We start from the raw sequence: 13,608 nt of genomic DNA on the forward strand, positions 1-13,608 counted from the left end.
CTTTCATATCGTAAGTTCATAATATTTTACTATAAAAAAAAGCTACTAAATTAATAGTAGCTTATTTTTCTTCATTTAATTGTGGTGTTTCTTGATAATCAATATTTAATAATTCTAATATTTGCTTAGCTCTCTCTTTAGTAGAACCTTTAACTTCTACAAAGTTAACATTTTCCGCTTTTAAGAAACTTAGTATAGCATCATCTATCTGAATTGCTATATCTTCATCTTGCCATCTAACTCCATCTTGTACATATCCAAATTCTCTTGGAACATATACTACCATATCGTAATTTTGCATATCTTCTATTGCTAAGCAATATAAGTCTTTAAGTATTTGTATTTCTTTTTTAGATCTATCTCTGTTACCTAACATAAATCTTCCGTATATGTAAGGTACAAAAGTAGCATAATCTGTAAGGGCATAATCAAATGTAGATAATTCATCTTCTATTTTCTTTTGACCTAAGTAGATTCCATACTGCTCTGCTATAGTCTCTATCATACCTTTATCTTTTAAATATTCTGTTGAATACTCTAAAGCATAACCTACATCTAATCCTGCTATTTTCATCTCAACATATAAATGTTGTATTAATGTAGTTTTACCACATCTAGGACCACCTAAAACTGCTATTCTCTTAGTTGCCATATTTATATCAACTCCATATATTTTTTTCTAATTTAAAGAACCTTTATATTATACTAACATTTAGCAGTTTATTCAATAAAATTCGCTACAATTCTATTTATTTACATAAAAGCGTTCATATTTTTACACTTATATAAGACAATAATATGTTAGACTTCTATATTTAATTTTAAGTTTTTTCCTATTTCATATCCCTTATTATACATTTGTGTACAGAAATTTTTTTCAAATTTTAATGTATCCCCTTTTTCAAAAGCAGTTTCAGGTCTTATTATAATTATATTATCTGCATTGTACTCATTTTTTATTTCATCGGGTAAAACATAATCATGTGCTGTGGATATAACTATAATTTTATCCACAGTTTTTTCCACTAATGGTTCTATTAAAGTATTATTTAATAATCCTCCATCAAGCTTAAACCCATCATATAATCCTTCACTTACATCTTTTACAAATTGTTGTTTTAAAGGTAAATTTGCTTTTGGATTACAAGGTAATAAAGAGCTGTATTTTACTGCGCTTAAGGCTTCTTTATGTCCTAGTATTTTTATATTTTCTACCTTTTCCCTAACATTTTTATTATAAATCTCTATATAGTTCACATAGAAATCCATTTCCTGTTTATTTTCGGTATTAAGGGCCTTAAGGGTATCGATAACATACGAATTATCCACAGTGTTATCCACTATTTTAATATCGTTTTCAGGATTTGTTTCTATACTTGTCCACATTTTTTCTAAGTTTTCAACATTTCCTGTGAATATGTAATATCCATTTATTGCACCTATAGATGTTCCTGATATAGCATCAAATTTATTTATTCCTCTATCATAAAGTGCTTTTATTACACCTGCTTGATATGATCCCTTAGCTCCTCCACCAGAGAGACATAGTCCTATTCTCATGGTATTTCATCTCCTTACTTATATCTCATAGAATTTATTAATTGTCTTATATATATTGTAGTGATCTTCTACATTTCCTAACTCTCTTATAGAGTGCATTGCAAGTATTGGACTACCAACATCCACTGATGGTATATCTAAATGCGTAGATGATATAGGCCCTATAGTACTTCCACCTCTTTCATCTGATCTATTTACAAATTCCTGATAATTAACCCCAGCTTCTTTGCATATAGATTTATATACAGATATAGATTGAGCATCACTTGTGTATGCTTGATTAGCATTTATTTTTATAACAGGCCCTTTGCCCATAACTGGTCTACTTGTTGGATCATGCTTGTCTACCATATTAGGATGAACTGCATGTGCTAAATCTGCTGATATTATAAATGATGAATATATTGTACTAAAGAATTCTTCTCTTGATTTTTGTAAAGATAGGCATATTCTTTCCAATATATTTATTAACATATTTGAATCGGCACCTTGCTTAGTAGAACTTCCTACTTCTTCATTATCAAATATAGCAACTACATTTACACCTTTACTACCATTTGCATCTATAAGTGCATGTAAACTTGAGTGTGCCATAGATAGGTTGTCTAATCTTCCTGTTGATATAAACTCTTCATTAGGGCCTATTAAACTACCTTTTTCAAATTCATATAAAAATAAGTCAAAATCAATGATTTCTTCTAACTCTACATCTAATTCTTTAGCTAATTGCTTCAATAAGAAATTATCTTTTTCTAAATTTTCATTTATTAAACCTACTAGTGGTAACATGTCTTTTTGTTTATTTAATGCATATCCTTCATTTACTGTTCTATTCATATGTATAGCTACATTTGGTATTATACATACTGGCTTTTTAATATTAACCATCTTTTCAACAGGTCTTAATGCATTTTCACCTTTTAAAACAACTCTTCCTGCTATAGCTAATGGTCTATCTAACCAAGTATTTAGTATTGGTCCACCATAGCATTCTGTATTTAATTTTAAATATGTACCTTCTACTAACATTTCTGCTTTAGGTTTAATTCTAAATGTTGGAGAATCTGAATGAGAACCTACTATTCTAAACCCTTCTTTTTCTACATCTTGTGAATTAACTGTAAAAGCCACTAGTGCAGAAGAGTTTTTAGTTACATAGTATCTTCCATTTACTTCAACATTCCACTTTTCATTTAATATTAGCTCTCTAAATCCATTTTTTTGTAACAACTTTTTAGATGTTTCTACAGCTTGAAAAGCCGTTGGACTTTCATATATAAAGTCTACTAAATCTTGCGCAAATTTTTTTTGTTCCATTGGTATAGCCTCCCTGATTAACAAAATTTATTTAAATAACTGTGCATAATTATGGTTTATTAACATAATTTATGCACAGTTTATTTTTAACAAGTTATTTAATTTATTTTTTATAATACATCTAGTGTTGTATATTCCTTATTTATCTTCTTAATTCCTTGTTTTTCAAATGCTATAGTTACATCAGACCCCATCATACCCACAACAGTACCTACTCCAAATTTAGGATGGTGTACTTTTGCACCAGGCTTTATATCATCTAAGTTCGATTCTTTAGTTGTATCTTTAATTGTAGCATTAACTTTTGTTGCAACAGCTGACTTATTAACATTTGTCATATATTTTTGTTTGTACTTATCTAATACATTGTAATTTGCCTTTGAGTAAGAAGTAATTTGATTTTCTTCTTTGTTTAACTTTTCTATACACTCTTTAGGTAATTCTTCCATAAATCTAGATGCAATTGATGGGTTTGTTTTTCCATATAAAGTTCTTTTTTGAGTTAATGTCATATATAGGGTTTCTTTTGCTCTTGTTATACCAACATAACAAAGTCTTCTTTCTTCTTCTATATCAGACTCTGCCATAGACCTTACAGCTCTTGATATAGGGAATAGACCTTCTTCCATTCCTATTAAGAATACAACAGGGAATTCTAATCCTTTTGATGTATGAATAGTCATAAGAGATACTTTATCAATTTCTTCCTCTTCATTGCTTTCAGATGTAAGTGCAACACCTGTTAAGAATTCTTCTAGACTCTGATCTTCACTACTTTGCTCAAATTCTATTGCTATAGATATAAATTCTTTTAAGTTATCTTTTCTATCTTTAGCTTCTTCTGTATCTCCTTTATATAAGTCATCTATATATTCATAGTAGTCTGTTGTCTCTAATACTTTTTCTATTAATTTACTTACAGGATAAACTTCCTTTATAGTTCTTAGTGTACCTATTGTATCTACAAATGCGCTTATACTATTTCTTGCTTTAGTAGATATGTCTGAATTTGACTCTATATCTATAAGAACTGAATACATACTTTCTTGCTTTAAGCTAGCTCTATCTTCTATTTTCTCTATCGTTCTAAGCCCTATACCTCTTCTAGGTACATTTATAATCCTTTTGATTGATATATCATCTTGAGGATTTTGTATAACTCTTAAATATGCAATTAAATCTTTGATTTCTTTTCTTTCATAGAATTTAGTTCCTCCATATATGTTATATGGTATTTGACTTCTATTTAAAGCATCTTCAACTGGACGTGCTTGAGCATTAGCTCTATATAAAACAGCAAAATCTTTGTAAGATCTATTTTGTTCCCTTGCTATTTTAGCTATCATATCAGATACAAAATCAGATTCTTCAACTTCATTTTCTGCTACTTGAATTTTTATTAATTCGCCTTCTTTTTTTTCACTCCAAAGTTTCTTTCTTTTTCTTTCTATATTATTAGAAATTACTGTATTTGCTGCATCTAGTATTATTTGAGTTGATCTATAATTTTGCTCTAATTTAACTACATGAACATCATCATAGTCCTTTTCAAACTCTAATATATTCCTTATATCAGCGCCTCTCCATCCATATATACTTTGATCATCGTCCCCAACAACACATATATTTTGATGTTCTTTTGCTAACATTTTTATTAATTCATATTGAGCTTTACTTGTATCTTGATACTCATCTACCATTATATATTTGAATCTACTTCTGTAAAATTCTAGCACTTCACTATCAGTTCTTAATAACTCTACTGTTTTGTAAATTAAATCATCAAAGTCTAGTGCACTATTTCTTTTTAAACGATCTTGATAAAGTGCATAAATATCTGCAATTTTGCTCATTCTAGCATCTGACATATGCATCTGTTTAAACTCTTTAGGGCTATGTAGCTTGTCTTTAGCCCCTGATATAGTACTTATAACTACTTTAGGTTCAAATGCCTTATCACTTAAATTTAACTCTTTTAAACAGTCTTTAACTAATGTTACCTGGTCAGCACTATCGTATATTATAAAACTTCTATTGTATCCAATTCTATTTATATCTTTTCTAAGTATACGTACACAACAAGAATGGAAAGTACTTATCCACATTTCCTTAGTATCTGAACCTAATGTTTCTTCTACTCTCTCCCTCATTTCATTGGCTGCTTTGTTTGTAAATGTTATAGCTAATATATTTGGGGCTTGTACACCTTTGTTCTCTATAAGGTGAGCAATTCTAGTTGTTAAAACTCTAGTCTTACCCGAACCTGCTCCAGCTAGTATAAGGACAGGGCCTTCTGTCTTTTCTACAGCTTCTCTCTGTGCAGGATTTAATGTATCTAAATTCATATGCTTCCTCCTGTTAACAGTTATATAACTCTATTTTAATCTAAAACTTATTTTTGTTCAAATTTAAAGAATATCAACACCTTGATTCTCTCCAATATATTAAACTTTAAATCTATATCTATAAATTTATGACTCCTTTAAGTATATAACTAATTCTTCATTAAAAAAAGCATAGGTTCATGAATTTATAAGCTATCGTACTTTTTTATAGTTATAAAATAAAGAAAAAAACCCTAGACGGCTTAAATCTAGGGTTTACTTTATAGAAAAGCATATTATTAAAATCTATTTATATTAAAATAGGTTTAGGGCAAATTAATGATTTGATATAAGCACAGAATCATTCCAATACTTATACAAATCTTCTTCACATTTAAATAAAGGTATATTCATATTTTTATGTAGTTTTACAAGCCAAGGAAGTTCTAATCCAGCTTCAATAACTTTATTCTCTTTTACAAATACTTCCTCAATACTTCCATCTTCTATCACTTCGCCTTTACTTAAAACATATGCATAATCGCATATTTCATATATTAAATTCATATCATGACTTGATATCACTATCTTAACACCTTTTTGTTTAAGGTTTTTTATAATATCTACTATTAATCTAGTACTTACTGGGTCTAAGCCAGCTGTCGGCTCATCTAATAAAACTATTTCATTTTCCATTGCTATAACAGAAGCTATTGCTACCCTCTTTTTTTGGCCATAGCTTAAAAAATGTACTGGTTTGTTTATAAAATCTATTCCATTAACAGCAACTAGTGCATCTCTAACTCTCATATTTATTATTTCTTCATCTATTCCAATATTTCTTAAAGAAAATGCTATATCATCATATACCCTTGAATAGAATATTTGTTTTTCTGGATCCTGAAATACTATACCTACTTGTTTTCTTAAATTATATAGGCCTTTTTTTGTATAGTTTATTTCCTGATCCTTGAATAAAATTTTTCCTGATGTGGGCTTAAGTATGCCCATTAAATTCATAAAAAATGTAGATTTACCAGATCCATTTGATCCTATTATCCCTATCACATCACCTTTTGAAAAGTCCATATTAACTTTTTTTAGTGCATGTGAGTTTTTTTCGTATTTATAATTTAAGTCATTTATTTTAAACATTTTCATCCCCTACTATGTGAAATTTGCTATCATATAATTTTATGTCTAAAGATATACACATTTCATCATACCTTTTCATCATTCTCTTAAATAACATATTTCCTAGAATTCCAACTGAATTATAAGATGTTTTTAAATTAATATATCCAAATCTTAATTGTTGTGATTTTCTTATATCTGATACTTCTTCTAAAAATATAAATATAAATCTATAAACTAACATAGATAGCTCTATTACCGTATCTGATATATGTAGCTTTTTTAATAAAAATATTATCTGATTAAATGGTGTTGTTAATATAAAAAAGTATATACATGTTAAACAAGCAATAGCTCTAAACAATATATGTATAGATGTAATTATTGACTTATTTGATATACCTATATTTAAAGACATTATATTAAAACTATAAATTAGTCCTTTTGAATCAAATGATATATTTATAAGGTTTATTAGAACTCCCATTATTAAAAAATACATTGGTATTTTTACAAGCTTTAAATAACTTTTTAAGTCTATTTTAGCTAAAAAAACTATAAGAGAACTCATAAAAGTTATAATACTAATCAAGCAAAAAATATTTTTAAATGCCATAGAAATTATTAAAAATATTAAGCCTATGCTTCCTTTTATCTTTGGATTTATTTCTGTTAAACTGTTTGTATATGCGTATTTATCTATTAAAAGCATACTTAATTCTCCTTACAATATAAAAAGCCTAACCAAAGGGTTAGACTTTCTTTTTCAATACTAATTTTATACACAAGTATTTTAAGAAACTTTCTCCCACCCCGAAGAAATTACTTTAATATTACTAGGCAGGTCTCCTGGCTTAGCTTCATCCTACTCTTTTACCTTCCCATGAATAATAAATCATAGTGGTTAAAATAAATTTCGTCAGCTTTACAGTAGCGGGGGCTGCAGAGGAATTACACCTCTTTCCCTATTAATCTTTTATCAAGAACCTAAAATATATATTTAATATTTATTTTACTAACTTTTGTAACATGATAAATTATACTCTAGATGTAAAAAAATTTTGATAAATTGCCTTACTTATATTGTATTCTACATAAATACTAATATTCCTTTTTTATTTTGAAAAAAATTTTTAAAATTTAATTTCTAATTATTTTTTTCAAATACATAGACACTATATCTGAAAATCTTTCTATATCTTTAGTATATACGAAGTCCCTACCATATATCAACCTTTGTGCTTCTAAATCATTTTCTTTTCCTGTAAATACTCCTAATACTAAAATATTTTGTTGCCTAGCTCTTCTTACTTCATTGGCAGTGTCTTTTATTCCTATCATACCTCTATATGACATTTCGCCTCTTATACTACGCTCTCTATCTTTTCCAATTTTTATATCATTGGGTTTTCCATCACTTAAAACTATCAATATTTTATTTTCTTCATTTCGATTTAATAAACCATCACAAGTTGATTTAATTGCTAGTCCATCTCTATTATTTCCTGCACAAAAATATTCAAATATATTTTCAATTTCTTCTATTTTATCTTCATAATCTTTAAATCTTTTTAATATAGTGTAATCCATAAAGCTAGAAAATCCCATAACTCTGTTAGGAATACCTACCATGGTTAGAGCATTAGCTATTATATATGCTTGTGTAGCAACATTTGCTTGATTCCTGCTCTGAGACCCACTTCCATCTAGTAATATGTCAATTACATATTTCCCCTTCTCATTTTCAATATCTTTATAAAATATTTTGTTATTACTACTTTTTGTAGCTCTCCATGCTCTATTTGCATGTATAGTCCCACAATCTGAATAAACTCTACTAGTTTCACTTTCCTCTATAAGAATTCTTGATAAGCTATCCTTTAATTTTATTATATTCCTTTTATGTATCTTAGCTTTATCTCTAAACTTACCTATATTATTTTCTTTTTGTCTTGTAACATATTTAATTTGAGCTACATTACTACATTCACTTCTCAATACTCCATCTGTAAAATGTATTCTACAACCTTCGTGTACATTTCTGCAATTTTTAGTTTCAATTTTTTTCAATTCATTTTTATTTAGATATGATTTTCCATAATAATGTTCCATTTTATTATAGATTTTATCTAATGTCTTTTCATCTACATATAAAACTCTTTCTTTAGTATTTTTAGAGATATCTATATCAATTTCTCCAACACTTTCAATTAACATAGATGAGGATATATTACTTATTTCACTTTCAATCATCTCATTCTGTTCATCTTCATAAAGCTCTTCATACATAAAATCTGAAAATGTATCAAAGTCTATATCTGTATCATTTTTATATTCTATAGAATTTTCTTTTATATCTTGAGATTTTATAACTTTTCCTTCAAAAAATTTAATGTAAATATTATCAATTTCTTTTAAAATTTCTATTATCGGTAAATTTATATCAATCTTCCTAATACAATTTAAAATTCTTCTACTTAGACCATCTACTGAAGGATGTTTACCCATATTTTCTAATACTATTACATATTTAATTTTTTGTATTACATCATCTTTATATATTTTTGTAAATCCATCTAGCATATCTTTATATGCTTTTTTTCTTATATCTTTTATTCCTGGTCTTTCTTGTATTACTCTATCTTCTACTATTATATTTAGAACTACTTGAACTAAACCTAATAGTATATTAGAATCATATCCTTGTTTTATCCTATTGTATAAATATTTTTTAACTATATTCCATTCTATATATTTATGTCTTGCACCTGTCATAATAGCAAAATATAACGCTACATCCTTTGATGTATAGTCTTGTTCTGATGCACTTATATCTTCATTATATTTACCTGAAATAGTCCAAGATAAATTATTTATTCTATTTTCAAATTCATAATTATTATATATCCATTTCATAATTTTCCCCTAATTATATAGTGTTTGTATACAAATAAAATCTATAGTTAATTTTGTAAAACATTAATAGCCTAAAAACTTGATTCTAATTGACCATTTAGATTATTATGTGGAAATACATCCTTAGATTCCCAAATACTTGAAATTCTTGTTTTTATAATATCCCCTACTATTTCCTTTTCATATTCATCAAAAGTCTTACCTGTTATACCCATATTTATTGCTAATTTAGGACTAAGACCTCTTTTTATTGTTTTTAATGAACCTATAAGCCCTCTTAAATCTATTGATTTACTTGAAATTTCTCCATTTTGTGATTTCAATTGCAAATCAAGGAATATTCCTGCAAACTGAAGTAACTTTTCTCTATCTGCATCAGGAAATTCATTATTCAATATAAGCATAAGTTTATCTTCTTCTATTGACGGTATATCAATAACCATAAACCTAGATACTAGTGCCTCATTTAATTCCTTTGTACCTGCATATTCATAGTTCATCGTTCCTATAAATCTAGTTGCCGGATGTAAATTTATTCGTTCATAACCAGGCACATCGATTATTCTCCTATGATCTAATGCAGAATGCAGTACTGCAATAGCATCATTTTTAGCCATATTTATTTCATCGAATATACCAAATCCACCATGAATTGCACATTCATATACAGATCCACGTCTTAACTTTACCTCATTATCTATAAAAGTATCTGTTCCTATTAATGTTGTACTATCTGTATTTATATGAAAAGAAGTATTCCACTGAGGTCTTCCAAATAGCTCAGATAAGTTATCTGCAAGTAGGTTTTTACCTGTTGCCTTAGGCCCTGATAAAAGTATATTTTCACCTTCAAGTATAGCAGATATACACATATCCCATATTTCTTTCCCATAAAAATAGCTATTTGATTGTGATATTCTATGTTGAAGAGAATCCTCTAATTTATAATATTTTTTAAAGTACAAAGCATCTTCTATTAATTTTTCATTTACATTTTGTTGTTTTAAGTTATCTATTATCCCCATTTTATGATCCCCTTTATTAGAAAGTTTATTTAGTTATAATTTTAGCATATATATTTAAATAAAAACAGAAAAAGCCTAGAAGCAACAATATGTGCTTCTAGGCTTTTATTAAAATAAAAAAGATTACGTGGCTACGTCTTACTCTCCCAGGGGGTCGCCCCCCAAGTACCATCAGCGCTAAAGAGCTTAACTTCTGTGTTCGGAATGGGAACAGGTGTATCCTCTTTGCTATAATAACCACATAATCTTTATTTTTAGAGTTAATACTCTGAAAACTGTATATCATTTTGAGTGAATCATTTTGTTGGTCAAGTCCTCGACCTATTAGTATCGATAAGCTAAATACATTACTGCACTTACACCTTCGACCTATCAACCAGGTAGTCTTCCTGGGGTCTTACCCTTACGGTGGGAAATCTTATCTTGAAGTTGGCTTCGCGCTTAGATGCTTTCAGCGCTTATCCATTCCGTACATAGCTACCCAGCCATGCCCTTGGCAGAACAACTGGTACACCAGAGGTACGTCCATCCCGGTCCTCTCGTACTAAGGACAGGTCTCCTCAAATTTCCTACGCCTGCGACGGATAGGGACCGAACTGTCTCACGACGTTCTGAACCCAGCTCGCGTACCACTTTAATGGGCGAACAGCCCAACCCTTGGGACCTACTACAGCCCCAGGATGTGATGAGCCGACATCGAGGTGCCAAACCTCCCCGTCGATGTGGACTCTTGGGGGAGATAAGCCTGTTATCCCCAGGGTAGCTTTTATCCGTTGAGCGATGGCCCTTCCATGCGGTACCACCGGATCACTAAGTCCGACTTTCGTCCTTGCTCGACCTGTATGTCTTGCAATCAAGCTTCCTTTTGCCTTTGCACTCTTCGCACGATTTCCGACCGTGCTGAGGAAACCTTTGAGCGCCTCCGTTACTTTTTAGGAGGCGACCGCCCCAGTCAAACTGCCCACCTGACGGTGTCCCAAGACCTGATTCAAGGCCTATGGTTAGGATCCCAGTACTACAAGGGTGGTATCCCAAGGATGACTCCACACAAACTGGCGTTCATGCTTCATAGTCTCCCACCTATCCTGTACATGTAGTACCAAGACCCAACGTCAAGCTACAGTAAAGCTCCATGGGGTCTTTCCGTCCTGTCGCAGGTACCCGGCATCTTCACCGGGATTACAATTTCACCGAGTCTATTGTTGAGACAGTGCCCAAATCGTTACGCCTTTCGTGCGGGTCGGAACTTACCCGACAAGGAATTTCGCTACCTTAGGACCGTTATAGTTACGGCCGCCGTTTACTGGGGCTTAAGTTCACTGCTTCGGATTGCTCCTGACAGATCCCCTTAACCTTCCAGCACCGGGCAGGCGTCAGCTCCTATACATCGTCTTGCGACTTAGCAGAAACCTGTGTTTTTGGTAAACAGTCGCTTGGGCCTATTCTCTGCGGCCATCCAAAGGATGGCACCCCTTCTCCCTAAGTTACGGGGTCATTTTGCCGAGTTCCTTAACAATAGTTCTCTCGCTGGCCTTAGGATACTCTCCTCACCCACCTGTGTCGGTTTACGGTACGGGCGCCTTTAAACTCGATAGAGACTTTTCTCGACAGTGTGAAATCAGCTACTTCGCTACTAAATTTCGCTCCCCATCGTACCCCAGCATTATCTAGACGGATTTGCCTATCTAGACTGCCTCAGTACTTAGCCACACATAACCAACAGTGTGGTTAGCTTATCCTACTGTGTCATCCCATTTCTCAAACGCTTATTGGCGGTACAGGAATATCAACCTGTTGTCCATCACCTACGCCTTTCGGCCTCGGCTTAGGTCCCGACTAACCCAGGGCGGACGAACCTTCCCCTGGAAACCTTGGGTTTACGGCCCGTGGGATTCTCACCCACGTCTCGCTACTCATGCCAACATTCTCACTCGTATACTGTCCACATGTCCTTACGGTCATGCTTCAGCCTGCATACGAAGCTCCCCTACCCATCATAATGATGCCGTAGCTTCGGTAGTACGTTTTAGCCCCGGAAATTTTCGGCGCAGGATCACTCGACCAGTGAGCTATTACGCACTCTTTAAATGAGTGGCTGCTTCTAAGCCAACATCCTGGTTGTCTGTGCAATCCCACATCCTTTACCACTTAACGTACATTTAGGGACCTTAGCTGACGATCTGGGCTGTTGCCCTCTTGACTATGAATCTTATCACCCACAGTCTGACTCCCAAGTAAAAGAAAACGGCATTCGGAGTTTGATAGTCTTCGGTAAGTGCAATACCCCCTAGGACATTCAGTGCTCTACCTCCGTTTCTCTACGCTTGAGGCTAGCCCTAAAGCTATTTCGGGGAGAACCAGCTATCTCCGGGCTCGATTGGAATTTCACCGCTATCCACAAGTCATCCCCGAGCTTTTCAACGCTCGTGGGTTCGGTCCTCCACGAAATTTTACTTTCGCTTCAACCTGCTCATGGATAGGTCGCCCGGTTTCGGGTCTACGTCAAGTAACTTAGGTCGCCCATTTAAGACTCGCTTTCGCTACGGCTCCACACCTGAAGTGCTTAACCTTGCTACTTAACGTAACTCGTTGGCCCGTTCTACAAAAAGTACGCGGTCACACAAGAAATGTGCTCCCACAGCTTGTAAGTGCAGGGTTTCAGGTTCTATTTCACTCCCCTCCCGGGGTTCTTTTCACCTTTCCCTCACGGTACTATGCGCTATCGGTCACTAGGTAGTATTTAGGCTTGGAGGATGGTCCCTCCTGCTTCCCACAGGGTTTCACGTGTCCCGTGGTACTCTGGATCATGCTAGTAGCTTTCTCGTTTCAATTACAGGGCTATTACCTTCTATGGCGGAGCTTTCCAACTCTCTTCATTTACGATAGTGCATCCATGTTGCATGTCCGCAACCCCAATGAAGAAAACTTCATTGGTTTGGCCTTATCCGCGTTCGCTCGCCGCTACTTACGGAATCGAATTTCTTTCTTTTCCTCCAGGTACTTAGATGTTTCAGTTCCCCGGGTTCCCCTCATTAAGCTATGTATTCACTTAACAATACTTAGACATTACTCTAAGTGAGTTTCCTCATTCGGAAATCTTCGGATCAAAGTTTACGTGCAACTCCCCGAAGCTTATCGCAGCTTATCGCGTCCTTCATCGGCTCCTAGTGCCAAGGCATCCGCCCTGCACCCTTAATAACTTGACCAGTTATTAAAAGTTATCGCTACTGAACAAACTTCGTATTCACTCAGTTTATTCCAGTGCTTAAAGTTTGTAATTTTAAAGACTTTTCTTGTCGATGATATTTTTAGAAGTTATCTTCTTCATATAT

The 13,608-nt window shown here is 32.6% G+C and carries 8 protein-coding genes, 2 rRNA genes and 1 riboswitch; all 10 genes read right to left on the reverse strand.

Going from position 1 to position 13,608, the window contains the following annotated elements:
• Positions 1 to 61: 61 nt before the first annotated feature.
• Complete coding sequence (locus NWE74_RS10035) at positions 62 to 652, reverse strand: AAA family ATPase (RefSeq protein WP_092726475.1); 591 nt, start codon at positions 650 to 652, stop codon at positions 62 to 64.
• Positions 653 to 801: 149 nt separating this feature from the next.
• Positions 802 to 1,560 carry a patatin-like phospholipase family protein gene (locus tag NWE74_RS10040; RefSeq protein ID WP_258243049.1) on the reverse strand — a complete coding sequence of 253 codons (759 nt, stop codon included), beginning with the start codon at positions 1,558 to 1,560 and terminating at the stop codon, positions 802 to 804.
• An 18-nt stretch (positions 1,561 to 1,578) separates the two neighbouring features.
• On the reverse strand, positions 1,579 to 2,877 hold the full coding sequence (locus tag NWE74_RS10045; protein ID WP_258243050.1) for a M18 family aminopeptidase: 1,299 nt from the start codon (positions 2,875 to 2,877) through the stop codon (positions 1,579 to 1,581).
• Positions 2,878 to 2,987: 110 nt separating this feature from the next.
• Positions 2,988 to 5,222 carry a DUF3553 domain-containing protein gene (locus NWE74_RS10050; protein ID WP_258243051.1) on the reverse strand — a complete coding sequence of 745 codons (2,235 nt, stop codon included), beginning with the start codon at positions 5,220 to 5,222 and terminating at the stop codon, positions 2,988 to 2,990.
• 315 nt (positions 5,223 to 5,537) lie between these two features.
• Complete coding sequence (locus NWE74_RS10055) at positions 5,538 to 6,356, reverse strand: energy-coupling factor ABC transporter ATP-binding protein (protein WP_258243052.1); 819 nt, start codon at positions 6,354 to 6,356, stop codon at positions 5,538 to 5,540.
• Positions 6,349 to 7,047 (reverse strand): cobalt ECF transporter T component CbiQ, encoded by a 699-nt coding sequence (gene cbiQ, locus NWE74_RS10060; protein ID WP_258243053.1) that lies wholly within the window; start codon positions 7,045 to 7,047, stop codon positions 6,349 to 6,351. The genes NWE74_RS10055 and cbiQ overlap by 8 nt, the downstream gene beginning before the upstream one ends.
• Positions 7,048 to 7,156: 109 nt before the next feature.
• A riboswitch (cobalamin riboswitch) is annotated at positions 7,157 to 7,341 on the reverse strand.
• Positions 7,342 to 7,475: 134 nt separating this feature from the next.
• Complete coding sequence (locus NWE74_RS10065; protein ID WP_258243054.1) at positions 7,476 to 9,251, reverse strand: cobaltochelatase CobT-related protein; 1,776 nt, start codon at positions 9,249 to 9,251, stop codon at positions 7,476 to 7,478.
• Between the two features lie 71 nt (positions 9,252 to 9,322).
• On the reverse strand, positions 9,323 to 10,276 hold the full coding sequence (locus NWE74_RS10070; protein ID WP_258243055.1) for an AAA family ATPase: 954 nt from the start codon (positions 10,274 to 10,276) through the stop codon (positions 9,323 to 9,325).
• A 125-nt stretch (positions 10,277 to 10,401) separates the two neighbouring features.
• Positions 10,402 to 10,518 (reverse strand): 5S ribosomal RNA (gene rrf, locus NWE74_RS10075).
• 62 nt (positions 10,519 to 10,580) lie between these two features.
• A 23S ribosomal RNA gene (locus tag NWE74_RS10080) occupies positions 10,581 to 13,482 on the reverse strand.
• Between the last annotated feature and the right edge of the window lie 126 nt (positions 13,483 to 13,608).

The organism is Romboutsia lituseburensis (assembly GCF_024723825.1).
Lineage (GTDB): Bacteria > Bacillota > Clostridia > Peptostreptococcales > Peptostreptococcaceae > Romboutsia_F > Romboutsia_F lituseburensis_A.